This window comes from Pseudomonas sp. Y5-11, assembly GCF_022368695.1.
GTDB classification, from domain to species: domain Bacteria; phylum Pseudomonadota; class Gammaproteobacteria; order Pseudomonadales; family Pseudomonadaceae; genus Aquipseudomonas; species Aquipseudomonas parakoreensis.
The window spans coordinates 1,490,775-1,517,016 of sequence record NZ_CP058974.1 but is presented as its reverse complement, the minus strand read 5'-3'; the positions used below and the strand labels follow the sequence as shown (position 1 = coordinate 1,517,016).

Genomic DNA, 26,242 nt, shown 5'->3' with positions numbered 1-26,242 from the left:
AACATTATTGTCGTCTGACACACCCCTTTCGCGAGCAGGCTCGCTCCCACATTTGAACCGATTTCAGCTCAAGATTACTTCTTCGCGGCAACTTTGGCCTTGGCGCCGCGTTGACGCTGCGCTTCGAACAGGCACACGCCGGTCGCCACGGACACATTGAGGCTGCTGACGCTGCCAGCCATCGGCAGGTTCACCAGATAGTCACAGTGCTCGCGGGTCAGGCGACGCATGCCTTTGCCTTCGGCACCCATGATCAGGATGGTCGGGCCGGTCAGGTCCTGGTCATAAATGCTGACCTCGGCCTCCCCCGCCGTGCCGACCACCCACAGACCGCGCTGCTGGAGCTTTTCCAGAGTGCGTGCCAGGTTGGTCACCGCCACCAGCGGAATCACTTCCGCCGCGCCGCAGGCCACTTTACGCACCACGGGCGTCAGGGTTGCCGACTTGTCCTTGGGCACGATCACCGCCAGCGCGCCGGCAGCATCCGCCGAACGCAGGCAGGCGCCAAGGTTGTGCGGGTCGGTCACGCCGTCGAGCACCAGCAACAACGGTGCGCCTTCGGTGCGGTCGAGCAGTTCGTCGAGCATCGCCTCGCCCCAGACCTGGCTCGGGCTGACCTCCGCCACCACGCCCTGGTGCACGCCTTCAACCCAGGCGTCCATTTCGCGGCGCTCGGCCTGACCGATCTGCACACGATTTTCGTTGGCCAGTTCGATCAGGGTCTGCACGCGCGGATCATTGCGGCTTTCGGCCAGCCAGATCTGCTTGACGCGTTTCGGGTGGTGACGCAGCAACGCTTCTACCGCGTGAACGCCGTAGATTTTTTCCAACTGACTCATGACTTCGCCTTCGGTTTACGCGACCCGCCACTTTTGGCTGGAGCCGAACCCGCTTTCGGCGGGCCTTTACGGTGTTTGCTCGGTTTGGCTGGCTTGCCGCCGACGGCCTTGTCAGGCGCCGACCGCCCGGTCTTTCCCCCAGACGCCGCTTTACCACCGCTTTTGGCTTCGGCCAGCAAGGCCTTCTTCAATTCACGGCTTTTGCGCAGCTCGGCGTTTTTCGCCACGGCATCGCTCGGGCGATAGGCCTCGACGGCTTTCTCTTTGGCTGGACGACGGCTGGCGGTTTTCGCCGGAGCCTTGTCTTCCACAGCCTTGGTCGCAGGCGCTGCGGTATCGGCGCCACGTTTCTTACGACCAATCGGCGCGCTGATGGTTTTTTCGGCCATCTCGAAGTCGATCTTGCGCTCGTCGAGGTCGACGCGCATCACGCGCACTTCAACGGTATCGCCGAGACGGAAGCTGCGACCGGTGCGCTCGCCCGCGAGGCGGTGATGCACAGGATCAAAGTGGTAGTAATCGCCCGGCAGCGCGGTAACGTGCACCAAGCCTTCGACATAGATGTCGGTCAGCTCGACGAACAGACCGAAACCGGTCACCGCCGTGATCACGCCCGGGAACGATTCGCCGACGCGATCCTTCATGAACTCGCACTTGAGCCAGTTCACCACGTCGCGGGTGGCCTCGTCGGCACGGCGCTCGCTCATCGAGCACTGCTCGCCGAGTTGCTCCAGCGCCGCTTCGTCGTACGGATAGATGCGCGCCTTCGGAATGGTCATCGCCCCTGCGCGGCGAACGTGCGGCGTGTCCTGCTTCGAATGGATCACGCTGCGGATCGCGCGGTGCGTGAGCAGGTCCGGGTAACGACGGATCGGCGAGGTGAAGTGGGTGTAAGCCTCGTAATTCAGGCCGAAGTGACCTTCGTTCTGGGCGCTGTATACCGCCTGACTCAGGGAGCGCAGCATCACGGTCTGGATCAGATGGAAGTCCGGACGGTCCTTGATGCTCGCCAACAGGGCCTGATAGTCCTTCGGCGACGGTCCTTCCTTGCCTTTGTGCAGGGACAGGCCCAGCTCGCCGAGGAAGGCGCGCAGTTTTTCCAGACGTTCCGGTGGCGGGCCGTCGTGGACGCGGTACAGCGCAGGGATTTCGTGCTTCTTGAGGAATTCGGCAGTGGCCACGTTGGCCGCCAGCATGCATTCCTCGATCAGCTTGTGCGCATCGTTGCGGGTGGTCGGACGGATTTCGGCGATCTTGCGCTCGGAACCGAAGATGATCCGGGTTTCCTGCGTTTCGAAATCGATCGCGCCGCGCACGTGACGGGCAGCCAGCAACACTTTGTACAGCGCATAGAGCTGCTTGAGGTGCGGCACCACGTCGGTGTATTCGCCGCGAAGCTTGCGTGCTTCGGTGGCTTTCGGGGTTTCCAGCATCGCGCTGACCTTGTTGTAGGTCAGGCGGGCGTGGGAATGGATCACCGCTTCGTAGAAACAGTAGTCGGTCATTTCGCCGGACTTGGAGATGGTCATCTCGCAAACCATGGCCAGACGGTCGACATGCGGGTTCAGCGAGCACAGGCCGTTGGAAAGCTGCTCAGGCAGCATCGGCACCACGCGCTCGGGGAAGTACACCGAGTTGCCGCGCACCTGGGCTTCGTTGTCCAGCGCCGAACCGATCTTCACGTAGCTGGAAACGTCGGCAATCGCCACGTACAACTTCCAGCCACCGGAGAACAGACGCAGTTTGCCCGGCTTGGCTTCGCAGTAGACCGCGTCGTCGAAGTCGCGGGCATCTTCGCCGTCGATGGTGACGAACGGCAGATGGCGCAGGTCGACACGCTTCTCTTTGTCTTTTTCTTCGACTTCAGGCTTGAGCTTGGCGGCTTCTTTCAGCACCGCTTCAGGCCAGACGTGCGGAATGTCGTAGGTACGCAGCGCGACATCGATTTCCATGCCCGGCGCCATGTAGTTGCCGACCACTTCGATCACATCGCCTTGCGGCTGGAAGCGCGGCGTCGGCCAGTGGGTGATTTTCACCTCGACGAACTGACCGATTTGCGCGTTGGCGTTGCGACCCGGAGTCACCAGCACTTCCTGCTGAATCTTCGGATTGTCGGCCACGACGAAACCGATGCCGCCTTCTTCGAAGTAGCGACCTACGATGCTCTCGTGGGCACGGGACACCACTTCGACGATCACGCCTTCCCGGCGACCGCGACGGTCGAGACCGGAAACCCGAGCCAGGGCACGGTCACCGTCGAACACCAGACGCATTTGCGCCGGGCTCATGAACAAATCGTCGGAGCCGTCGTCCGGCACCAGGAAACCGAAGCCGTCACGGTGACCGCTGATGCGACCGAGGATCAGATCGAGCTTGTCTACCGGCGCATAGGTGCCACGGCGGGTGTAGATCAGTTGAGCGTCGCGCTCCATGGCGCGCAGGCGGCGGCGCAGGGCTTCGATCTGGTCTTCGGTGGTCAGACCAAACTCTTCGACCAGTTGCTCGCGGGCAGCAGGCGAACCCCGATCAGCAAGGTGCTGAAGGATCAGTTCGCGGCTGGGAATAGGGTTTTCATATTTTTCCGCTTCACGAGCGGCCTCGGGATCGAGGGACTGCCAATCGGCCATTAGAGAGTTTTCACCTTGTCTATATGCGGGTTAGTTTGGCATAGGCGTCATCAAACGGGAAATTTCCGACTCTATAAGGCCCTTCTGAAGCCTTGTATCGACGCCTGAAAGCCCTTTTGAACACCGCCGGTAAAAAAAATCATTTTTTTTGCTGCCAGGGGTTTACAGTTAAAAAGGCGCTCCGTATAGTGCGCGCCATCGACGACGTACACACGTTGACGAGATGCCCAGGTGGTGAAATTGGTAGACACGCCAGCTTCAGGTGCTGGTGACCTTACGGTCGTGGAAGTTCGAGTCTTCTCCTGGGCACCAATTTCGAGTTTGAGACTAGAACAGTTTCAAGACTCACACAAAAACCCGCGAAAGCGGGTTTTTTGCATTCCGGGGAACCGTTTTGTCAAACCCGATTAATTAAAATTAAATCAGGGGTTTACAGATCAAAAAGCGCTCCGTATAGTGCGCCACATCAACAGCGGCAACGCTCGCGATGAATGCCCAGATGGTGAAATTGGTAGACACGCCAGCTTCAGGTGCTGGTGACCTTACGGTCGTGGAAGTTCGAGTCTTCTTCTGGGCACCAATTCAAACTCAAGGTTACGACGTTGAGTTTCTTAGAAACCCGCGAAAGCGGGTTTTTGCGTTTCTGGCGTTTGAAAACCTTCAAGCCCTTGTGGCGAGGGAGCTTGCTCCCGCTGGAATGCGCAGCATTCCTCGCTTTTACATCAGTCATGCCCTCTCTCAGGATTAACGACTGCTACGCAGCCGAGCGGGAGCAAGCTCCCTCGCCACAAATGATCACCAGATCATGCTCTAGCAAACCTCCGCCCTCCCCGCAAGGCGCACTTGAGAAACAATATCGTTTATCATTGTTGCAAGTTTTTGCAATGCGACAGTGAGGAACCCTGCGAATGATGTTTCGAAATACCCTGCGCCGCGGCTTGACCTTCACCCTGCTCGGCCTGGCACTCGCCACTCCCCTCACCCAGGCAGCCGATGCGGTTTCCCTGACACTCTACAACGGTCAACACAAGGAAGTCGGCGATGCGATCGCCAAGGCTTTCGAAGCCAAGACCGGCATTCACGTCAATGTACGCAAAGGCAGCAGCAACCAGCTCGCCAGCCAGGTCATCGAAGAAGGCGACCGCTCCCCCGCCGACGTGATCTACACCGAAGAATCCCCACCGCTAAACAACCTCGGCGAGCAAGGCCTGCTGGCCAAGACCGATGACGCCACGCTGGCCGTGCTGCCGAAAGAATACGTTGCCGGCAACGGCACCTGGATCGGTGTCACCGCGCGGGTTCGCGTGGTTGCCTACAACCCGAAACTGGTCGACGAAAAAGACCTGCCGAAGTCAGTGATGGAATTCTCCGATCCGAAGTGGCAAGGCAAAGTCGGCTTCGTCCCGACCAGCGGCGCCTTTCAGGAACAGGCCGTGGCAATCATCAAGATGCACGGTCGCGACGCCGCTGAAGAATGGCTGACCGGCCTGCGCGCTTTCGGCAAGACCTACAGCAACAACATGGTCGCGCTCAAAGCCGTGGAAAATGGTGAGGTCGCCACCGTATTGGTGAACAACTACTACTGGTTCGCCCTGCAGCGCGAGAAAGGCAAACTCGACTCGAAACTGCATTACTTCACCGGCGGCGATGTCGGCGGACTGATCACCGTGTCCAGTGCTGCCGTGCTGAAATCCAGCAAACATCCAAAAGAAGCTCAGCAATTCCTTGCCTACATGGCCAGCGAAGAGGGTCAGCGCGTGATCACCCAGACCACCGCCGAATACCCGCTGCACAAGGGCATGGAATCGGATCGCGGGCTCAAGCCATTCAGCGAACTGCAAGCGCCGAATGTCACCCCGGCCGATTTGGGCAACGCTGAGGAAGCCCTGGAACTGGAACGTGAAGTTGGCCTGAACTGATGACCGCATCGTTATCCGCCCCCGCCGCGCGCGGGGGTTACGTGCCACGCCGCAAGCGGCCATCGATCTGGCTGGTGCTGCCGGTTTTACTACTGGTGGTGCTGAGCCTGTTGCCGCTGGCCTATGTCGGGCTGAAAGCCTGGCAGGCCGGCTGGGCCGAGGCGCTGCACTTGCTGTGGCGCCCGTATGTGTTTGGCCTGCTGCGCAACACGCTGGCGTTGATGGTTGGCGTGACGCTGACGTGCGGCGTGATCGGCCTGTCACTGGCGTGGCTGCTGGAGCGCAGCAATCTGCCGGGACGACGCCTGTGGGGCGTGATTCTGTGCCTGCCGTTCGCGGTGCCGGCGTTCGTCAGCAGCTTTACCTGGGTATCGTTGAGCGCACAGTTCGAAGGCCTCGGCGGGGCGATTCTGGTGATGAGCCTGTCGAAGTATCCGTTGATCTTTCTGCCCGTCGCAGCAACCCTGCGCAACCTCGATCCATCTCTCGAAGAATCCGCCCGCACCTTGGGACAGAACCGCTGGGGCGTGTTTTTCCGCGTCACTCTGCCGTTGCTCTGGCCATCGCTGCTGGCCGGTTCGCTACTGATTGCCCTGCACATGCTGGTCGAGTTCGGCGCGCTGTCGATCATCGGCCTGCAAACCTTCACCACCGCGATCTATCAGCAATTCGAACTGGAATTCAGCAACGCCAACGCGGCAATGCTGTCGGCAGTGTTGCTCGCCTTGTGTCTGATGCTGCTGTGGCTGGAGCTGCGTGTCCGCGGCAAAGGTCGCCATGTACGCACTGGCCAGGGCGCGGCACGTCAGGCCGAACAAGTGCGATTGGGGCCGTGGGCTATTGTCGGTCAGTTGTATTGCCTGTTGCTGGCGATTGTCGGCAGCGGAATTCCGCTGGGCATGCTCGCGTACTGGCTGGCGGTTGGCTCATCGGCAGCCTTCCCGGTCGCAGCGATCACAGAGGCGCTGCTGTCTTCGCTGGCCTTGTCGCTCGGTGGCGCAGCGCTGTGCCTGCTGCTGGCGGTGCCGGTCGGACTGCTGGTGGTGCGTTACAAGGGCCAACTGGCGCTCTGGGCCGAGCGCTTGCCGCATCTGCTCCACGCCTTGCCGGGCCTGGTGATTGCGTTGACGCTGGTGTATTTCGCCCTGCATTACGTGCCAGCGCTGTACCAGACGTCGGCGCTGCTGCTGATCGCCTATGCGTTGCTGTTTCTGCCGCTGGCGCAGGCGCCGATTCGCACGGCACTGAACAAGGCTGCGCCACAGTTGGAAGAAGCGGCACGCACGCTGGGCGCATCGTCGTTCACCGCGTTTTGCCGGGTGACCCTGCCGATCATTTTCCCGGCACTGGGCGCGGCGTTTGCACTGGTGTTTCTGGATGCGATGAAGGAACTGACGGCGACGCTGCTGCTGAGCCCTACCGGGCTTAACACGCTGGCGACCGAGGTCTGGGCGCATACCGCGAATGTCGAATTTGCGGCGGCGGCGCCTTATGCGGCGCTGTTGATTGTGGTGTCGGGGTTGCCGGTGTATCTGCTGACGACCCGTATGTACCTGAGCCGCTAAAAGATCGCAGCCTGCGGCAGCTCCTGCAGGGAAATGCAAATCCCCATGTAGGAGCTGCCGCAGGCTGCGATCTTTTGATTTAAGCCCTGAACTGTCCGAGGCTGGCCTTCAACTGCGCCGCCAACCCATCCAGCACCTTGCCACTGGCCGTGGTTTCCACCACCGCTTGCGCCGCTTTCTCGGCCTGTGCATGAATCGTCTCGACCCGCCCGCGCACTGCCTGCGCGCCCTGCGCCTGATGCGCCGCCGCCTGCGTCGCCAGACCAATCGCCGCGTGCACCTGCTCGACCGATGCCTGCACTGACTGCTGCAACCGTGCGCTGTCGCGTAACACCAGCAACCCTTCGCTGGCCTGCCGCCCGGCCTGACCAATCGCCTCGACCGCCTCACGCGCGCCTTGCTGCAACGCGACGATGTGCGCCTGGATATCGCCCGTCGAGCTTTGCGTCTTGCTCGCCAAGGCGCGCACTTCATCCGCAACCACCGCAAAACCGCGCCCGGTCTCACCGGCCCGCGCCGCTTCGATCGCCGCGTTCAAGGCCAACAGGTTGGTCTGCTCGGCGATGCCGTGAATCACCGTCAACACCACTTCAATCTGTTCGCTCTGCTGCGCCAGTCGCTCGATGACTTTCGCCCCGGTGTCGACCTGCCCGGCCAGCGCCTCGATCAAACTGCCGACCTTCGCCGAGGTGCGAGTGTTTTCATCGGTGGCCTGGCGAATATCCACCACCTGCTTCAACGCCGCCTGCATGGCATGGCTTTCCGATTGTGCTTCGTCGGCCATCTGCGACAGCGCGCGCAGGCTCTCGGCCACTTCATCACGCTGCATCCCGGCCGCGGCATCGGCACCGGCGTTGCGCAGGGTCATCGCACCGATCTCCACGCCGGTACGCTGGGCCACATCGCCCGCCTCGCGCACGATCGGCTGCAACTTATCCACAAAGCGATTGACTGCCGAGGCCATGTCGCCGATCTCGTCCTTGCTGTTGATCTGCACGCGCTTGGTCAGGTCGCCCTCGCCCGCCGCCAGATCGTCCATCGCTGCGTTGAGCATTTTCAGGCGATTGACCACTCGATGCCCGAGCACCACCGCCAGCAACAGCAACACGCCGCAACCGACCAGCGCCAGGCCCATGCCGATCCGCCAGCGCAAGGTCGCGGCGGCATCCTGCACGGTGCTGCTGGTATTGGCTTTCATTTCGGCAGCGGTGGATTGCGCGGACTGCAGGCGTGCCTGCATCGCAGTCGCGCTGTCCGCTGCTGCGCCTTTGAGGCTGTCGCCCACCAGTTGATCACTGCTGGCGATCAGCGCCGAGAAGCGCTGGTCGAGCGCCGCCAGATCGGTTTCCACCGACGCGGTCGAGACGCCCATCAGCACCTTGCCGATTTCCACGCCGTTAGGGTTGATCGACGCTTCGAGGTAATAGACCGACGGATCGTTCTTCGCCGCGTCCAGCACCTTGTCCAGCGCACGCTCGCCCTGGCCTTTTTCCAGCAGGGCTTTGTTGATGGGGTTTTCGCGATTGAGATAACGCGTCAGGTGTTGTCCGGTGGCGTCGTCGTAAACCACGAACAGCACGTTGGGATTGCGCTGGGCGCGGCGGGCGAATTCCGACAGGGTCGGCACGTCGCTGTCCCACATGGCGCGTGGCGCCACTGAGGCGAGCAACTGGGCCATGTCATTGGCCGAATCCTTCAGGTCTTTTTCCAGCGTCGCACGCAGTTGTGCCTGCTCATCCTTCAGACGCGCGGACAGACCAGCGGTCAGACGTTGCCGGGTACTTGAGGAAAGGTTGTCGAGGCTGGAGGTGACTTCACGCCCGGCCTGCTCCAGCTCGCTTGAAAGCTTCTGGCTATCAGCACCCAGACGAGTGCCGAGGTCGGCTTCCAGCGCCGTGACCGTGCTTCGTGTCAGGGCGACTGCCACCAGCACTTGCACCAAAAGGGCGATACCAAGGGTAACGAATACGGGCCGCAACAAACGGCTTTGTAACAGTGAGAGAACGGCCGACACTGTGAATCCCTCTACGTCTGACGCCATTAATTTGATGGCACTCTTGTAGGAAGATTTACAGCAAAGGTCATGCCGTCCAACAGGCATAAACGACAAAGGCCCCGATGAAGGGGCCTTTGTTTTTTACATCAACGACTTATCAAGCGAACGGATGACGCAGAACGATGGTTTCGTTGCGATCCGGACCCGTCGAAATAATGTCGATCGGCGCGCCGATCAACTCTTCAACGCGTTTGATGTAGGCACGAGCGTTAGCTGGCAGCTCTTCCAGGGTTTTGGCACCCACGGTCGATTCGGTCCAGCCCGGCACTTCTTCGTACACAGGCTGCAGGCCCACGTAGCTGTCAGCGTCGGTCGGCGCTACGGCATTGCCTTGCGCGTCCTTGTAGCCGGTGCAGATGTTGATGGTTTCCAGACCATCGAGGACGTCCAGCTTGGTCAGGCAGATGCCCGAGATGCTGTTCACATCGATAGCGCGACGCAGGATAACGGCGTCGAACCAGCCGCAACGACGAGCACGGCCGGTGGTCGCGCCGAACTCGTGACCTTGCTTGGCCAGGTGCGCGCCCACTTCGTCGAACAGCTCAGTCGGGAATGGACCCGAACCGACGCGAGTGGTGTAAGCCTTGGTGATGCCCAGGATGTAGTCGAGGAACATCGGACCAACGCCCGAGCCGGTCGCCACGCCACCGGCGGTGGTGTTGGAGCTGGTCACGTACGGGTAGGTACCGTGGTCGATGTCGAGCAGCGAACCCTGAGCGCCTTCGAACATGATGTCTTTGCCGGCGCGACGCAGGTCGTGCAGCTCGGCAGTCACGTCGAGCATCAGCGGCTTGAGCAGCTCGGCGTATTCCTTGCACTCGGCCAGGGTCTTTTCGAACTCGATGGCCGGCTCTTTGTAGTAACCGACCAGCATGAAGTTGTGGTAATCCACCAGTTCACGCAGCTTGTCTTCGAAACGCGGCATGTTCAGCAGGTCGCCGACGCGCAGGCCACGGCGGGCAACCTTGTCTTCGTAAGCCGGGCCGATGCCGCGACCGGTGGTACCGATCTTCAGCTCGCCACGGGCTTTTTCACGGGCCTGGTCCAGCGCCACGTGGAAGGACAGGATCAGCGGGCAGGACGGGCTGATACGCAGGCGCTCGCGCACCGGTACGCCTTTCTCTTCCAGCTTGGTGATCTCACGCAGCAGGGCGTCAGGTGCAACCACCACGCCGTTGCCGATCAGGCACTGCACGCCTTCGCGCAGCACACCCGACGGGATCAGGTGCAAGACGGTTTTCTCGCCGTCGATCACCAGGGTGTGGCCAGCGTTGTGGCCACCTTGGTAGCGCACTACGGCGGCAGCATGTTCGGTCAGCAGATCAACGATCTTGCCTTTGCCCTCATCACCCCATTGGGTGCCCAGGACTACGACATTCTTACCCATAACACTTGTCCTCATTCGCGCAAACTTGGTGCCGGCGATGGCCGGCAGGAAAACTCAAGAAGCCAGTGGCGATATTTGCCAAAGCCCGTTCTGCTGAATCAATTGCCGGTCGCAGTCCGCATCACGGGCGGCGGCCAAAGGTTGTCCAGGCAATGCCTGAACGACACGCTGACCCTCACTGCGCAACTGGCAAACCTGCTGCCAGAGTGCCGCATCCGTACTGTCAGGCATCCAGATACCGCCAGACGGTAGCTCGATCTCAGCACGCCCCAGGGTCACCAGGGTTTTCAAATCGGTAGAGAAGCCGGTCGCCGGACGGGCGCGACCGAAGTCGGCGCCGATGTCGTCGTAACGACCGCCCTGAGCGATGGACTGCCCCACGCCCGGGACAAACACCGCGAACACCACACCGGTGTGGTAGTGGTAGCCGCGCAGCTCGCCCAGATCGAAGTACAGCGGCAGATCCGGGAAGCGCGTCGCCAGACGCTCGGCGATTGCCAGCAAATCTTCCAGCGCATCCAGAACCGGCGCCGGGGCATTGGCCAGACGCTCACGGGCAGCGCTCAGTACTTCCCGGCCACCACACAGGTCGACCAGCGCCCGCAGCATGCCGGACAGATCGGCCGGCAGGCCTTCGGTCAAGGTAATGACCTCGTCGATGGCCTTGCGTTGCAACGCATCGAACAACTGCTGCTCAACCTCACCCGACAGACCGGCGGCACGCGCCAGACCACGGTAGATGCCGACATGGCCAAGGTCCATGTGCACATCCGGCACATCGGCCAGTTGCAGCATGGCCAGCATCAGGCTGATGACTTCAACGTCACTGCTCGGGCTGGCGTCGCCGTACAACTCGGCACCCAGTTGAATCGGGCTGCGCGAGGACGACAGCGCACGCGGCTGGGCATGCAACACGCTGCCGGCGTAGCACAAGCGGCTAGGGCCTTCGCGACGCAGGGTATGCGCATCGATGCGCGCCACTTGCGGCGTGATGTCGGCGCGGAAACCCATCTGCCGACCCGACTGTGGGTCGATGACCTTGAAGGTACGCAGATCCAGGTCCTGGCCCGCACCGGTCAGCAGGGATTCCAGGTACTCGATATGGGGAGTCACGACAAACTCGTAACCCCAGCTCTGGAACAGATCCAACACCTGACGACGCGCGACTTCAATGCGCGCCGCTTCCGGTGGCAGTACTTCTTCGATGCCATCTGGCAGCAGCCAGCGGTCTACCGTTGCCATTACGCCATTCCCCTTTGATCCGGGCGGCCAGCCTGCGGGCGAGCCTTGAGTGAAGCAGAAAATGACCAAACCGTTCAAAACGCACGCGCATGAACGACGCGGCGAAAGGCCTGTTACCGGCTTCGCCCATCACTTTCCTCGAAAAACGCTCGGGCCATTCAACCCGATGCCTGCAACAAAAAACAGCAATCAAACGTGCAGACGCAAAAAAGCCGGGAATTTCCCGGCTGCCGCATCATACACACGTTTTCCCAAAGGATCACCCCGCCCGAGGTTTTAGCCGCCGGGCGGAATGATTCAGGTCAACGTCGTATCAAGGCTTGGACTTTTCCAGGTAACGGAAGAAGTCGCTGCTTGGGTCGAGAACCATGACGTCGGATTTGTTCGCGAAGCTGTCACGGTAGGCACGCAGGCTACGGTAGAAACCGTAGAACTCCTGATCCTGACCGTAGGCCTTGGAGTAGATCGCAGCGGCCTGGGCATCGCCGTCACCGCGAATCTCTTCGGATTCACGATAGGCTTCAGCCAGCAGCACGCGGCGTTGACGATCGGCGTCGGCACGGATGCCCTCGGCCAGCTCGTTACCCTTGGCGCGGTGCTCGCGAGCTTCACGCTCACGCTCGGTGCTCATACGCTCGAACACGCTGCGGTTCACTTCTTTCGGCAGATCGATGGCCTTGACCCGGACATCGACGACTTCGATACCCAGCTCTTTTTCCGCCATCTTGTTCAGCGACGCGGTGATGTCAGCCATCAGCGCATCACGCTCACCCGACACCACTTCGTGCAGGGTGCGTTTGCCGAACTGGTCACGCAGACCGGATTCCAGACGACGGGACAGACGCTCGTCAGCGATTTGCTTGAGGCCGGAAGTCGCGGTGTAGAAGCGCTCGGCATCTTTCACGCGCCACTTGGCGTAGGCATCGACCATCACGGCTTTCTTTTCCAGGGTCAGGAAGCGCTGTGTCGGTGCATCCAGCGTCATCAGACGTGCGTCGAATTTACGCACCTGGTTAACGTAAGGCACTTTCACGTGCAGGCCGGGCTGAACATCAGCCTGAACCACACGACCGAATTGCAGCAGCACCGCACGCTCGGTCTGAGCGACGATGTAGAAGCAGTTCCAGCCCACCAACACCACGACAACGCCAACGATCAGGGCGATCAGCGATTTATTGCTCATCAGCGGCTCTCCCTTGTACGTGTCTGCGGCAGGTCAGTGACATGCGGCGCGACGTCCGTGTTGTTGCTGGCGGCGGCCGAACCGGTCACCGGTGCATTGCTGCCCGAACTGTTCTGGATCATCTTGTCCAACGGCAGGTAAAGCAGGTTGCTCTGGCCGTTCTTGTTGCCGGTCACGAGTACCTTGCTGGTGTTGCTGAAGACTTCCTGCATGGTGTCCAGGTACAGACGCTGGCGGGTGACTTCAGGGGCCTTGCGATACTCGGCGACCAGTTTGGTGAAGCGGTCTGCCTCACCCTTGGCGCGCGAGACCGTTTCGTCACGGTAACCGTTGGCATCCTCGAGGATACGCTGGGCCTGACCACGGGCTTCCGGCACAACGCCGTTAGCGTAGGTTTCCGCCTGGTTGCGCGAACGCTGCTCGTCTTCGCGGGCGCGGATCACATCGTCAAAGGCTTCCTGCACTTCGCGCGGTGCCGCTGCGCTCTGTACGTTGACCTGGGTGACGGTGATACCGGTGCGATAGGTATCGAGGAAACGTTGCAGACGCTCCTTGATTTCGCTGGCCATCAGTTCACGACCTTCGGTCAGCACCTGGTCCATGGCGGTCGAACCCACCACGTGGCGCAGGGCGCTGTCGGTCGCATGCTGCAGGCTGATTTCCGGCTGATCGACGTTCAGCACGAAATCCTGCAGGTTGCTGATCTTGTACTGCACGGTCAGCGGCACTTCGACGATGTTTTCGTCTTCGGTCAGCATCTGGCCCTGCTTGGTGTAGGCACGCTCACGCGTGACGTTCTCCATGTACTTTTTGTCGATCGGCGGGAAGTAGATGTTCAGGCCAGGGCCGACGGTCTCATAGTACTTGCCGAAGCGCAGCACCACGGCTTGCTCCTGCTCGTCGACCACATAGACCGCGCTGTACAGCCAGACAGCCGCCAGCACGACGAGGCCGATGCCGAGCAGACCGCCGAAGCCGCCACCACTCCTGCCCGAACCACCGCCGTCGTCACCACCGCGTTTCTTACCACCACCGAACAACCCGTTCAGGCTTTCCTGCAGCTTTCGGAAGGCCTCGTCGAGATCCGGTGGCCCCTTGCGGTCGCCGTTATTGCGGCGCTTGCCACCCCAAGGATCCTGATTATTCGAGTTGCCACCCGGCTCATTCCAAGCCATAGCGCTCTCCATCTGATAAAGCAAAGACGCACCCACGGCGCGCCGACCAATGCTACAGAATGCCTGCCGTTGCGGCACAACCGCTTTGCCAGGCTTTTATTGCAAAGTGTGTTGCTCGATGAATTCCATCGGCTGCAATCCTTCGCGGCTTACCAGTCGATTCAACTCGACCCGGGGCAAACGAACGGCCAGCAGGCAGATGCCTTCTTCGTCGTGTTCTTCTTTCTGTACCGCGCCGAGTTCGAAGAACTGCGCACGCAGTCGAGCGAACCGTTGTGGCAAACGCAATGTGCCCACAAACAAATCACTGCCCAGCAACTCGGCAATGGCTTGCTCAAGCAATTCCAGACCCGTGCCATCACGCGCCGACAGCCAGACCCGTTGTGGCTTGCCATCGGCATCGCGCTGGATCTGTGGCTCAACGCCTTCAAGCAAATCGAGTTTGTTGTATACCTCGAGGATCGGCAAGTCCTGCGCCCCGATCTCGCCCAGCACCACCATCACCTGCTCGATCTGCAACATGCGATCCGGCTCGGCCGCGTCGATCACGTGCAACAGCAGGTCGGAGTTGCTCGACTCTTCGAGCGTAGACCGAAATGCCTCGACCAGCTTGTGCGGCAAATGCCGAATGAACCCTACCGTGTCCGCGAGAACAATCGGCCCCAGGTCGTCCAGTTCCAGACGGCGCAGGGTCGGGTCCAGCGTGGCGAACAACTGGTCGGCCGCGTACACCTCGGATTTGGTCACGTTATTGAACAGCGTGGATTTACCGGCGTTGGTATAGCCCACCAGAGACACGGTAGGGATATCCGCACGGGAGCGGCCGCGTCGCGATTGCTCGCGCTGGCTGCGCACTTTTTCCAGACGACCCTTGATCTGACGCAGACGTACCCGCAGCAGACGCCGGTCGGTTTCGAGCTGGGTTTCACCCGGGCCGCGCATGCCGATACCGCCACCCTGACGCTCAAGGTGAGTCCAGCCGCGAACCAGACGGGTGCTCATGTGATCAAGCTGGGCCAGTTCGACCTGGAGCTTGCCTTCATGGGTACGCGCGCGCTGGGCAAAGATATCGAGAATCAGGCCGGTACGGTCGATCACGCGACACTCGAAAACACGTTCGAGGTTACGTTCCTGACTGGGCGTGAGAATGTGATTGAAAATCACCAGATCGGCCTTCTCGGCATGGACCAGGTCGCGTAATTCTTCGACCTTGCCGCTGCCAATCAGGAATTTGGCGGTTGGCCGATGACGCGGTACGTTAAAAAACGCAACGGTCTCGGCGCCCGCCGAATTAGCCAATTCCTGAAACTCCTGCGGATCTTCGCGCGCCTCAGGGTCCTGACCTTCCAAGTGAACGAGGATGACTCGCTCACCACCACCGTGGCGCTCAAAGAACAAAGGAGACTCCTATCAGGCGTTACCTGGCTCAGCGTCACCTGCATCGGATTCGGTTGCGCTAGGCAGACGAATTGGACGTACTGGCACGACTGTCGAGATAGCGTGTTTGTAAACCATCTGGCTGACGGTGTTTTTCAGCAGGATAACGAACTGGTCGAACGACTCGATCGTGCCTTGCAGTTTGATACCGTTGACCAGGTAGATGGAAACCCCAACTTTCTCTTTACGTAAAGTATTCAAGTAAGGGTCTTGTAGCGAATGCCCTTTTGACATGTGCCGCACTCCTTTAAGGATTCAATAATAAAAATAGGTAATTCAGATGGCTTTGGCCGCCACACCCCCAAGGATAGACGGCAATTGCAAGGACTCAGCTCAATATGGAGATGGTCCCAAGGTATTTCAAGGCGCGTGGCAGATTGTCGCAATCAAGACTGTCCAGCCAGTGCAGTTCTTCCCAGCTGCGCAGCCAGGTGAACTGGCGCTTGGCCAATTGACGCGTGGCAATGATGCCGCGTTCCTGCATTTCAGCTAACGACAGCTTGCCATCCAGGTAGTCCCAGACTTGGCGGTAGCCTACCGCACGTATAGACGGCAACCCGGCATGCAGGTCACTTCTTTTACGCAGGGCTACGACCTCGTCGATGAATCCCTGTTCCAGCATATTTGTGAATCTTTGTTTAATGCGTTCGTGCAGTACCTGGCGATTTGCCGGAGCAATGGCCAAGTTCGCGACAGTATAGGGCAATTGTTGCCGTCCCGAAGCGGCTGCTTCAGTACTTTGCGCAGATTGTTGCTGACGCAGGGCGGTCATGCTCTGACCGCTGACCCGATAAACCTCCAGCGCCCGACTCAGGCGCTGCGGATCGTTCGGGTGAATGCGTGCCGCCGACACCGGATCGATGATCGCCAGCTGCTCGTGCAGGGCTTGCCAGCCAAGGCGCGCAGCCTCTTCTTCGATCTGTGCGCGGACTTCAGGATCAGCCGCCGGCATGTCCGCCAGGCCTTCAACCAACGCCTTGTAATAGAGCATGGTGCCGCCGACCAGCAGCGGAATTTTCCCGCGCGCGGTGATCTCGGCCATGGCTTGCAGGGCATCGCGACGGAAATCCGCAGCCGAATAGGCTTCAGCCGGATCGAGAATATCGATCAGCCGGTGCGGAAACTCGGCCAGCAACTCCCTGGAAGGCTTGGCGGTGCCGATGTCCATGCCGCGATAGACCAGCGCCGAGTCGACGCTGATCAGCTCGCACGGCAGCACCTTGGTCAGCTCGATGGCCAGGTCGGTCTTGCCCGCAGCGGTCGGGCCCATCAGGAAAATCGCTGGAGGAAGCTGGCTCATCAACGACCGCGCAGGAACAGTTTGTCCAGATCGTCCAGGCCCAGTTGGGTCCAGGTCGGTCGGCCATGGTTGCATTGACCGCTGCGCTCGGTGTTTTCCATGTCGCGCAGCAGGCCGTTCATTTCTGGCAGGGCCAGACGCCGATTGGCGCGAATCGCACCGTGGCAGGCCATGGTCCCGAGCAGTTCGTTCAGGTGTGCCTGAATCCGGTCGCTGGTGCCGTATTCCATAAGATCCGACAACACGTCACCCACCAGCCGATTGGCCTCGGCCTGCTTGAGCAGCGCCGGAATCTGGCGGATCGCCAACGTTTCCGGGCCCAGACGCTGCAGCTCGAAGCCCAGCTTCTGGAACCATGCAGCGTGTTCTTCGGCGCAATCGGCTTCACGCTGACTGACCGCCAGTGACTCCGGCACCAGCAGCGGCTGGCCGCTGAGACCTTCGCTGGCCATGGCGATTTTCAGGCGTTCGTACATGATCCGCTCATGCGCGGCATGCATGTCCACCAGCACCAGACCCTGGGCGTTCTCGGACAGGATGTAGATGCCCTTGAGCTGCGCCAGTGCGTAACCAAGCGGCGGAATATCTTCCTGACCGGCCGGCAGTGCGTTGGCATTCGCTTCCGGCAACGGTGCGAAGAACTCGCGGTAAGCGGCTTGAGCCTCGGCGGCCGGCGGGATCGCCGATTGCGGACGTGGCGTGTACTGATACTGATAAGCGCCGCCAGCGCTGGCGCCCGAAGACGTGTTGAACGCCGGTTGCGCTTGCGGTTGCTCCAGCAGCGCATTGGCTGCCAGACGCATTTCACCCTGTGGGCCGAATTCGCCGGCCTCGATGCCCGTTGGCCGAACGACAGCGGTCGTCACGGAACCGGCCAATTGATCCTCGGGACGCACATCGCCCAGCGCACGGTGCAGCGTGCCGTAAAGGAAGTCATGCACCATGCGCCCGTCACGGAAGCGCACTTCGTGCTTGGTCGGGTGCACGTTGACGTCCACCGCCGCCGGATCAACCTCGAAAAACAGTGCAAACGTCGGATGACGACCGTTGAACAGCACATCGCGATAAGCCTGACGCACCGCATGCGCCACCAGTTTGTCGCGTACCGCACGGCCGTTCACGAAAAAATACTGCAAGTCCGCCTGACTGCGGTTGAAAGTCGGCAACCCGACCCAGCCCCACAGGTGCAAGCCGTTGCGCTCGATCTCGATCGGCAGCGCCTGCTCCAAAAAGCCTGAACCACAAATCGCCGCCACCCGCCGGGCGCGGGCCGCATCATCGTGGGCCTCGTGCAGGCTGAGGATGGTCTTGCCGTTATGGCGCAGATGGAAGGCGACGTCGAAACGCGCCAGCGCCAGACGTTTGATCACTTCTTGCAGGTGATCGAATTCGGTTTTTTCGGTCTTGAGAAACTTGCGCCGCGCCGGCGTGTTGAAGAACAGGTCGCGCACTTCCACCGAGGTACCGACCGGATGCGCTGCCGGCTGTACCCGAGGCGCCATGTCGCGGCCTTCAGTCTCGACCTGCCACGCCTGCTCCGCATCGCGGGTGCGCGAGGTCAGGGTCAGGCGCGCCACGGAACTGATCGACGCCAGTGCTTCACCACGGAAGCCGAGGCTCATCACCTGTTCGAGGTCTTCGAGATTGCGGATCTTGCTGGTGGCGTGACGGGCCAGCGCCAGCGGCAGGTCGTCGGCGGAAATACCGCTGCCGTCGTCACGCACCCGCAGCAGCTTGACGCCGCCCTGTTCGACATCGACGTCGATGCGCCTGGCACCGGAGTCGAGGCTGTTTTCCAGCAACTCCTTGATCACCGAAGCCGGGCGTTCGACCACCTCACCGGCAGCGATCTGGTTCGCCAGCCGTGGGCTGAGCAGTTCAATGCGCGCAGCGTTCAACACCTGGTTCATTCTTTGGACGCCAGTTCGGTGCCAGGGATGGTCAGGTGCTGACCGACCTTCAACTCATCGCTGCTGAGATTATTGGCGCTACGCAGCGTCGCGGGGGATACCTGATAACGCACCGCAATCATCGCCAGCGTTTCGCCCGGGCTTACGCGGTGATCACGCGGGCCCTGGGCGATCTTGCCGGAGTCACGCAGCCAGGCGATGTAGGTGCCCGGTGGCGGGTTCTGCTGGAAGAACTGGCGCACGCCGCTGCTGATCGAGCGGGCCAGCGCCTGCTGGTGGCTCGATGCCGAGAGTTTGTTCGCTTCGTTGGCGTTGGAGATAAATCCGGTTTCGACGAGGATCGACGGGATGTCCGGCGACTTCAGCACCATGAAGCCGGCCTGCTCCACCCGCTGCTTGTGCAGCGGGGTCACGCGGCCAATGTTGGTCAGGACTTTCTGACCGACGTTGAGGCTGGAGGTCAGCGACGCGGTCATCGACAGGTCGAGCAACACACCGGCGAGCATGCGGTCCTTGTCGTCGAGGCTGACGTTGCCGGCACCGCCGATCAGGTCGGAACGGTTTTCGCTGTCAGCCAGCCAACGGGCGGTTTCCGAGGTGGCGCCGCGATCGGACAGGGCAAACACCGAGGCACCGAAGGCTGCTGCAGACGGCGCGGCGTCGGCGTGGATCGAAACAAACAGGTCGGCGCCCTTCTTGCGGGCAATTTCGGTACGGCCGCGCAACGGGATGAAGTAGTCGCCGGTCCGGGTCAGCTCGGCGCGGAAACCTTTCATGCCGTTGACCTGACGCTGCAGTTCGCGGGCGATCTGCAGCACCACGTCTTTCTCACGCTGGCCGCGCGAGCCGGACGCACCCGGGTCTTCGCCGCCGTGGCCGGCGTCGATCACCACAATGATGTCGCGCTTGCCGGCCGGGGCCGGTGGCAACTTGATCGCCGGTTCCGACGGCGTGACCGGCACGGCCGGCACGGTGGCGACCGATGGCGTCGGAGCTGGCGGCGGCGCCGCATCGGCCGGGTTGTCGAACAGGTCGACCACCAGACGGTTACCGTATTGCGCGTTCGGCGCCAGCGAGAAGCTTTTCGGGGTGACGGCTTTTTTCAGGTCGATGACCACCCGCAGGTCGGTCGGCGTTCGCTGGGCCGAACGCATCGCGGTGATTGGCGTGTTGGCGGTCGAGACTTTCAGCGGCGCACCCAGGGTGGCGCCGTTGATGTCGATCACCAGCCGATCCGGTGCGGTCAGGGTGAAGACGCTGTGCTGCACCGGGCCGCTCAGGTCGAAGACCAGTCGCGTGTTGTCCGGCGCCCGCCACAGGCGCACGCTGTTGACCTTTGTCTCGGCCACAGCGTTGACGGTCACTGCCATCAACATCAGTCCAACGGCAGCCACCAACGCGCGAAAGCGCATACCTAACCCCATCATTTAATTGGATTCCAATGCCAAAGCGGCACACCAGGCGTCGCCACGCGAGCCCTGGGATAAAATTTTCAGCGAACGCCCGCTGTCTTGCGGGCTAATGGTAATGGTCAGGTCAGGCTTTGGCAAAAAGCCTGCACCTTTATCGGGCCACTCGATCAGGCACAGCGCGTCGTCTTCGAAATAGTCGCGGATGCCGAGAAACTCCAGCTCTTCCGGATCGACCAGGCGATACAGATCGAAGTGAAAGGCGCGGATGTCACCGATTTCGTAGGGTTCGACCAAGGTGAAGGTCGGACTTTTTACCGCGCCAACGTGCCCCAGGCCACGAATGATGCCCCGCGACAGAGTGGTTTTGCCCATGCCCAGGTTGCCTTCGAGAAAAATCAGGCCGTGGCCCCGGGTAACGCGGGCGATCCGTGCGCCAAAGTCGCTCATGGCCTGTTCATCGGCCAGGTACAGGGTTACTTCAGACACGGTGCATGCTCCTCCAACAACTGACGAATGACTGGAATCAGATCACTGGCCGCCAGCCCACGGCCGAATTTACCTTGTTGCGCACCGGCATTGGCGTGCAGCCAGACCGCCAGACACGCGGCGTCGAAGCCGTCCATGCCCTGCGCCAGCAGCGCCCCGGTCAACCCGGCGAGCACATCGCCCAGGCCAGCAGTGGCCATGGCCGGATGGCCTTGATGACACAGCGCCAGACGCCCATCGGGATGGGCGATCAGACTGCCGGCGCCTTTGAGCACAACAACGGCCGAGTATTTCTTGCTCAACGCTCGCGCGGCGGCCGGACGATCGGCCTGAACCTCTGCGGTGCTGATCCCCAACAGGCGCGCTGCTTCGCCCGGATGCGGGGTGATCACGCAATCCTTGGGCAGGTTGACCGACCCCGCAGCCAGCAGATTCAACGCGTCGGCGTCCCACACTTGTGGCAGCGATGCATTGGCGGCAGCGGACAACAGCGCTCGACCCCAACTGGCCTGTCCAAGTCCAGGGCCCACCACCAGCACCGAGACTTTTTCCAGTAGCCCCATCAACTGATTGGCCGACGACGTGCCAAGCACCATGACTTCCGGTATCCGCGTCAGCGCTGCCGGGACATGTTCCGGCCGGGTTGCCAGCGACACCATCCCGGCGCCGCTGCGCAGGGCCGTTTCGGAACTGAGCAGAATCGCCCCGCCAAACCCCTGATCGCCGCCGATCAACAGCAAATGCCCGAAGCGCCCTTTATGCGCAGCGGGCGCACGCGCAGCCAGTCGCGGAAGATTAGCCGTCACGAGACGCACAGCGCTGGCAGGAACGTCACGGTAGACGTCGGCAGCGGCTTGCAGATCGTTAAACACCAACGCCCCGACCTGATCCGCCGCATCACCGGTGAACAGGCCGAGCTTCAAGCCGATAAAGGTCACGGTAAGGTTGGCGCGCACCGCGACGCCGAGAACATGGCCGGTATCGGCAGACAGTCCGGAAGGAATATCCACCGCCACCACCGGCAGGCCACTGGCATTGATTGCCTTGATCGCTGCGGCATACGGCTCGCGTACATCGCCGGTCAGCCCGGTGCCGAGCAAGGCATCGACAATCACCCCGCGCAGCTCGCTGTGCGCGGTCCAGCCCAGCACGGCGACACCATCGTTGATGGCCTGCGCATAAGCCTGCGCCGCGTCGCCCTGCAAGCGTTGCGGATCACCGACGGCCAGTACTCGCACCGACCAACCGGCCCGGTGCGCCAGCGCGGCGATCAGAAAACCATCACCGGCGTTGTTGCCATGCCCGGCAAGCACAGTCATTTGGTTCGCCGCAGGCCACTGTCGCACCAATGCGCGCCAGGTCGCATGAGCGGCGCGCTGCATCAATTCGAAGCCCGGCGTACCCGCAGCGATCAACCGCGCATCGAGTGCTCGCACCTGCGCGGCGCCATACAGCGCGTCGGGTAATTCATCTTTCGTGTGCGGCATGCGTCTTCGGGCTCCGATGTCTGGCAGAATTATACGCACCTCAGCTCCGGTTTCTCTCGCCTCATGTCCGCCATCACCACAGATCTGCCCGCCCTCGCCCAATCGATCAAGGATTGGGGCCGCGAGCTGGGCTTCCAGCAAGTCGGCATCAGCGGTCTGGACCTGGCCGAGCATGAGCAGCATCTGCAGCGCTGGCTCGCCGCCGGCTACCACGGCGAAATGGATTACATGGGCGCCCACGGCAGCAAACGCTCACATCCGGAGGAACTGGTTCCCGGCACGTTGCGTGTGGTTTCGCTGCGCATGGACTACCTGCCCGGCGACACGCAAATGGTGCAAATGCTGGCGCAACCGGAGAAAGCTTACATCTCGCGTTATGCCTTGGGCCGCGATTACCACAAATTGATCCGTAAACGTGTGCAGCAATTGGCCGACAAGATTCAGTCGCAGATCGGCCCATTCGGTTTCCGCGCCTTCGTCGACAGCGCCCCGGTGCTGGAAAAAGCCATTGCCGAGCAGGCCGGGCTGGGCTGGATCGGTAAAAATACGCTCGTGCTGAACCGCAAGGCCGGCAGCTATTTCTTCTTGAGTGAACTGTTTGTCGATCTGCCGCTGCCCGTGGACGAACCGCACAGCAGCGAACATTGCGGGCGCTGCACGGCGTGTCTGGACATCTGCCCGACCAACGCCTTCGTCGGCCCCTATGTGCTGGACGCCCGGCGCTGCATCTCCTACCTGACCATCGAACTGAAAAACGCCATCCCCGAAGACCTGCGCCCGCTGATCGGCAACCGCGTGTTCGGCTGCGACGATTGCCAGATCGTCTGCCCGTGGAACCGCTTCGCCCGGCCGTCCGGGGAAAGTGATTTCAAGCCGCGGCACAACCTGGACAACGCCGAACTGGCGGAGCTGTTCATGTGGGACGAGGACAAATTTCTCAGCAGCACCGAAGGCTCACCGCTGCGCCGCGCCGGTTACGAGCGCTGGCTGCGCAATCTGGCGGTCGGCCTGGGCAACGCGCCATCGAGCATTCCGGTACTGGAAGCCTTGAAGGCACGCCGTGATTACCCGTCCGATCTAGTCCGCGAACACGTCGAGTGGGCGCTGAAACAACACGGTCAATTGTAGGAGCTGCCGCAGGCTGCGATCTTTTGACTTTGATATTTAAAAGACAAGATCAAAAGATCGCAGCCTGCGGCAGCTCCTACAGGGGAATGCATTAATGCTCGTCGTTATAGACGAACTTGGGCATTTCCCAATGGAAACGGATGGCCAGCAACCGCAGCAGAAAACCGCCGAACAGGGTAATCAGGATCGCCTGCTCGCTCGGCACATTCAGGTATAGGCAGAGCATGTAGCACCACGCGGCGGCGAACGAGACGCTGGCGTACAGTTCGCGGCGGAAGATCAGCGGGATGTCGTTGCAGAAAATGTCGCGCAGGATGCCGCCGAACACTCCAGTGATCACGCCGCTGACCGACGCCACCAGCATGCCGTGGCCCATTTCCAGCGCAGTCATGCAGCCAATCAGGGTGAACGCCACCAGGCCGACCGCGTCGAGCACCAGAAACAGTGAGCGCAGGTGACGCATCCAGCGCGCGGTGAACACGGTGAGCATTGCGGCGGCCGAGGTCAGCACCAAATATTCCGGGTGCTTGACCCACGTCAGCGGATAGTGCCCAAGCAGCACATCACGCACCGAACCACCGCCCAGCGCCGTGACACAGGCGATCAGCACCACCCCGAACCAGTCCATGCCGCGCCGTCCGGCAGACAGCGCGCCGGTCATGGCTTCGGCGGTAATGGCGATCAGATAGAGCATCAGCAACATGGTGGCGGTCCTGGCAGGAAGGCGCGCAGTCTAGCCATTTCGGGGCCGCACCAGAAGGGGGCGCGAACACGACGCCCCCCGGCATCAAAACTTGATGAAATGCTTGCGGTAGTGCTGCAGCTCGGCGATCGATTCGCGGATGTCGTCCAGTGCCAGGTGCGTGCTGCCCTTCTTGAAGCTGTCGCGCACGTCCGGTGCCCAGCGTGCGGCCAGCTCCTTGAGCGTCGACACGTCGAGGTTGCGGTAGTGGAAGTAGCTTTCCAGCGCCTTCATGTGGGTATAAAGGAAGCGCCGATCCTGGCAGATGCTGTTGCCGCAGATCGGCGACTTGCCTTTCGGCACCCACTTTTCCAGAAAGGCGAGGGTCTCGGCCTCGGCTTCGGCCATGCTGATGCGGCTGTCGCGTACGCGCTGGGTCAGGCCCGAGTTGCCGTGGGTGCGGGTGTTCCACTCGTCCATGCGGGCGAGCACTTCGTCACTGTGGTGAATGGCGATCACCGGGCCTTCGGCCAGGGTGTTCAGGTCACTGTCGGTGACGATGGTGGCCATTTCGATGATGACGTCGTTTTCCGGATCCAGACCGGTCATTTCCAGGTCGATCCAGATCAGGTTCTGCGGGTTTTGCATATTCGGGCTCCTAGGCAATGCTGCGCAGTTTAGCCTAGGCCGGTGCCCGGGCGTGCTAAACTCGCGGCCGTTTTACCTAATCGCTGCATTCTTCAGACGGAACACCCATGGCCAAACGCCAACTCAATCGTCGTCAAAACTGGCGCATCGAAAAGATTCAGGGCGAGCGCGCCGCCCGCGCCGCCAAACGCGAGTCCTCGGCGGTCGAAGCCCTTGAGGGCGGCGACCTGGGGCCTGAGCAACACGGCCTGGTGATCGCCCACTTCGGGGTGCAGGTCGAGGTCGAGGCCGTGGACGGCGATCTGGCCGGTCAGGTATTCCGTTGCCACCTGCGCGCCAACCTGCCGGCGCTGGTGACCGGTGATCGGGTGGTCTGGCGCGCCGGCAACCAGGGCATCGGCGTGATCGTCGCACAACTGCCGCGCACCACCGAGCTCTGCCGCCCGGACAGTCGTGGCCAGCTCAAGCCGGTCGCCGCCAACGTCGACATGATCGTCATCGTCTTCGCGCCGCTGCCCGAGCCACATGCCAACCTGATCGACCGCTACCTGGTGGCCGCCGAACACGCTGGCATCCGTCCGTTGCTGCTGCTGAACAAATTCGACCTGATCGACGAGCAGAACGCCCCGGCGCTCAACGCGCTGCTGGCGGTGTACCGCACGCTGGGTTATCCGGTGCTGGAAGTGTCCGCGCATCACGGCAACGGCATGGAGCAGTTACAGAAGCAGCTCGACGGCCGCATCAGCGTATTCGTCGGCCAGTCCGGCGTCGGCAAGTCGTCGCTGGTCAACAGCCTGCTGCCGGAAGTCGAAACCCGTGTCGGCCCGCTGTCGGAGTTGTCCGGTCAGGGTACGCACACCACGACCACTGCGCGCCTGTTCCACTTTCCGGGCGGCGGCGAGTTGATCGACTCCCCGGGGATCCGTGAGTTCGGCCTGGGCCACGTCAGCCGCGCTGATGTCGAAGCCGGCTTCATCGAGTTCAACGACCTGCTCGGCACCTGCCGCTTTCGCGACTGCAAGCATGACCGCGAACCCGGCTGTGCACTGCTCAAAGCCCTGGAAGATGGCCGCGTGCAACAGCAGCGGATGAACAGCTACCGCTCGATCATCGCCAGCCTGCCGGAAACCGGCTACTAAACATCTGCACTGGCAGCCCCCCGTCCGGGGCTGCCAGATGTCGGACCACGCCTGACAAATCCCCCGACCGTTTAAACGTCAGACCTTTCTGACAGGCCTGCTCGCACCTGCTTGCAGGACATTTCTCTTTCCGCGCGCAGACCTTGCGGGCGCTTTCCAGATGCCTAGATTGGGTTGTTCCTTCGCACCTTCGCGACCTTCGAGGAACCCCATGCAGACCTACCATTTGTTCATCAGCCATTCGTGGAACTACGCCCACGCCCACGACAATCTGGTACGCCTGCTCGGCGCCAGACCGGATTTCAGTTTCAAGAATTTTTCCGTGCCGCCGCACAACCCGGTCATGGGCGCGCAGACCGACAGGCAGCTCGAAGAGGCCATCGAAAACAAGATCCGTCCGTGCTCGGTGGTGCTGATCATGGCCGGGATGTATTCGACCTACAGCAAGTGGATCAACAAGGAAATCGAGATCGCCAAGCGCATGGGCAAAGTGATCATCGCGATCAAACCGTTCGGCGCCGAGCGCATTTCCACGGTGGTGCGTAATGCGGCGCACGCCGAGTGCGCGTGGAATACCAATAGCATCATCGGTGCGATCCGCCAGCACACGGCGGTGTAAC

At 61.4% G+C, this 26,242-nt stretch carries 21 protein-coding genes and 2 tRNA genes; 7 read left to right on the top strand and 16 right to left on the bottom strand.

Features of this window, described 5'->3' with window-relative positions; genetic code table 11:
- Positions 1-74: 74 nt before the first annotated feature.
- Together rlmB and rnr are read right to left on the bottom strand one after the other, a co-directional pair.
- The gene (rlmB, locus tag HXW87_RS06695; protein WP_047290988.1) at positions 75-839 is read right to left on the bottom strand and encodes a 23S rRNA (guanosine(2251)-2'-O)-methyltransferase RlmB; all 765 of its coding nucleotides are present in this window, start codon (positions 837-839) and stop codon (positions 75-77) included.
- Entirely contained in the window at positions 836-3,466 is a 2,631-nt protein-coding gene (gene rnr, locus HXW87_RS06690; RefSeq protein WP_239778620.1) for a ribonuclease R, read from the bottom strand. The genes rlmB and rnr overlap by 4 nt, the downstream gene beginning before the upstream one ends.
- A 225-nt stretch (positions 3,467-3,691) precedes the next feature.
- Here rnr and HXW87_RS06685 point away from each other — a divergent pair.
- The 4 genes from HXW87_RS06685 (at position 3,692) to HXW87_RS06670 (ending at position 6,950) form a co-directional block, all read left to right on the top strand.
- A tRNA-Leu gene (locus HXW87_RS06685) sits at positions 3,692-3,778 on the top strand.
- 181 nt (positions 3,779-3,959) lie between these two features.
- Positions 3,960-4,046 (top strand) — tRNA-Leu (locus HXW87_RS06680).
- A gap of 328 nt (positions 4,047-4,374) precedes the next feature.
- Positions 4,375-5,385 carry an extracellular solute-binding protein gene (locus HXW87_RS06675; RefSeq protein WP_095667685.1) on the top strand — a complete coding sequence of 337 codons (1,011 nt, stop codon included), beginning with the start codon at positions 4,375-4,377 and terminating at the stop codon, positions 5,383-5,385.
- Positions 5,385-6,950 (top strand): iron ABC transporter permease, encoded by a 1,566-nt coding sequence (locus HXW87_RS06670; protein ID WP_239778619.1) that lies wholly within the window; start codon positions 5,385-5,387, stop codon positions 6,948-6,950. The genes HXW87_RS06675 and HXW87_RS06670 overlap by 1 nt, the downstream gene beginning before the upstream one ends.
- Before the next feature lie 79 nt (positions 6,951-7,029).
- Here the strand turns inward: HXW87_RS06670 and HXW87_RS06665 are convergent, their stop codons facing one another.
- From HXW87_RS06665 to HXW87_RS06610, 12 genes are all read right to left on the bottom strand, one after another.
- Positions 7,030-8,964 (bottom strand): methyl-accepting chemotaxis protein, encoded by a 1,935-nt coding sequence (locus HXW87_RS06665; protein ID WP_121183423.1) that lies wholly within the window; start codon positions 8,962-8,964, stop codon positions 7,030-7,032.
- A 139-nt stretch (positions 8,965-9,103) separates the two neighbouring features.
- Positions 9,104-10,393 carry an adenylosuccinate synthase gene (locus HXW87_RS06660; protein ID WP_085711159.1) on the bottom strand — a complete coding sequence of 430 codons (1,290 nt, stop codon included), beginning with the start codon at positions 10,391-10,393 and terminating at the stop codon, positions 9,104-9,106.
- Between the two features lie 54 nt (positions 10,394-10,447).
- Entirely contained in the window at positions 10,448-11,635 is a 1,188-nt protein-coding gene (locus HXW87_RS06655; protein ID WP_239778618.1) for an ATP phosphoribosyltransferase regulatory subunit, read from the bottom strand.
- Between the two features lie 313 nt (positions 11,636-11,948).
- Positions 11,949-12,818, bottom strand: coding sequence for a protease modulator HflC (hflC, locus tag HXW87_RS06650; RefSeq protein WP_041065696.1), 870 nt, complete (start codon positions 12,816-12,818; stop codon positions 11,949-11,951).
- Entirely contained in the window at positions 12,818-13,993 is a 1,176-nt protein-coding gene (gene hflK, locus HXW87_RS06645; protein WP_041065698.1) for an FtsH protease activity modulator HflK, read from the bottom strand. The genes hflC and hflK overlap by 1 nt, the downstream gene beginning before the upstream one ends.
- Positions 13,994-14,089: 96 nt before the next feature.
- Positions 14,090-15,391 (bottom strand): ribosome rescue GTPase HflX, encoded by a 1,302-nt coding sequence (hflX, locus tag HXW87_RS06640; protein WP_003221114.1) that lies wholly within the window; start codon positions 15,389-15,391, stop codon positions 14,090-14,092.
- 12 nt (positions 15,392-15,403) lie between these two features.
- On the bottom strand, positions 15,404-15,664 hold the full coding sequence (gene hfq, locus HXW87_RS06635) for an RNA chaperone Hfq (RefSeq protein WP_003221112.1): 261 nt from the start codon (positions 15,662-15,664) through the stop codon (positions 15,404-15,406).
- 94 nt (positions 15,665-15,758) lie between these two features.
- A complete protein-coding gene (gene miaA, locus HXW87_RS06630) occupies positions 15,759-16,730 on the bottom strand; it encodes a tRNA (adenosine(37)-N6)-dimethylallyltransferase MiaA (protein WP_121183419.1) in 972 nt (323 codons plus the stop codon).
- Positions 16,730-18,631 (bottom strand): DNA mismatch repair endonuclease MutL, encoded by a 1,902-nt coding sequence (gene mutL / locus HXW87_RS06625; RefSeq protein WP_179295002.1) that lies wholly within the window; start codon positions 18,629-18,631, stop codon positions 16,730-16,732. The genes miaA and mutL overlap by 1 nt, the downstream gene beginning before the upstream one ends.
- 5 nt (positions 18,632-18,636) lie before the next feature.
- On the bottom strand, positions 18,637-20,064 hold the full coding sequence (locus HXW87_RS06620) for an N-acetylmuramoyl-L-alanine amidase (RefSeq protein WP_218833143.1): 1,428 nt from the start codon (positions 20,062-20,064) through the stop codon (positions 18,637-18,639).
- Positions 20,065-20,067: 3 nt separating this feature from the next.
- On the bottom strand, positions 20,068-20,538 hold the full coding sequence (gene tsaE / locus HXW87_RS06615) for a tRNA (adenosine(37)-N6)-threonylcarbamoyltransferase complex ATPase subunit type 1 TsaE (protein WP_047290977.1): 471 nt from the start codon (positions 20,536-20,538) through the stop codon (positions 20,068-20,070).
- Positions 20,526-22,025 (bottom strand): NAD(P)H-hydrate dehydratase, encoded by a 1,500-nt coding sequence (locus HXW87_RS06610; protein ID WP_239778617.1) that lies wholly within the window; start codon positions 22,023-22,025, stop codon positions 20,526-20,528. Before HXW87_RS06610 ends, tsaE begins: the two co-directional genes overlap by 13 nt.
- Positions 22,026-22,088: 63 nt before the next feature.
- On the opposite strand from HXW87_RS06610, the gene queG reads away from it, so the two are divergent.
- Positions 22,089-23,153: a tRNA epoxyqueuosine(34) reductase QueG gene (queG, locus tag HXW87_RS06605; RefSeq protein ID WP_121183413.1), complete on the top strand. Its 1,065-nt coding sequence runs from the start codon at positions 22,089-22,091 to the stop codon at positions 23,151-23,153.
- A 91-nt stretch (positions 23,154-23,244) separates the two neighbouring features.
- Here queG and HXW87_RS06600 read toward each other — a convergent pair whose 3' ends face one another.
- A complete protein-coding gene (locus HXW87_RS06600; RefSeq protein WP_047290974.1) occupies positions 23,245-23,856 on the bottom strand; it encodes a trimeric intracellular cation channel family protein in 612 nt (203 codons plus the stop codon).
- Positions 23,857-23,940: 84 nt separating this feature from the next.
- Positions 23,941-24,483 carry an oligoribonuclease gene (orn, locus tag HXW87_RS06595; protein WP_131670978.1) on the bottom strand — a complete coding sequence of 181 codons (543 nt, stop codon included), beginning with the start codon at positions 24,481-24,483 and terminating at the stop codon, positions 23,941-23,943.
- Between the two features lie 107 nt (positions 24,484-24,590).
- Here orn and rsgA point away from each other — a divergent pair, with 107 nt between their 5' ends.
- The gene (rsgA, locus tag HXW87_RS06590; RefSeq protein WP_131670977.1) at positions 24,591-25,622 is read left to right on the top strand and encodes a small ribosomal subunit biogenesis GTPase RsgA; all 1,032 of its coding nucleotides are present in this window, start codon (positions 24,591-24,593) and stop codon (positions 25,620-25,622) included.
- 211 nt (positions 25,623-25,833) lie between these two features.
- Complete coding sequence (locus HXW87_RS06585) at positions 25,834-26,241, top strand: TIR domain-containing protein (protein ID WP_182403572.1); 408 nt, start codon at positions 25,834-25,836, stop codon at positions 26,239-26,241.
- Position 26,242 lies beyond the last annotated feature (1 nt).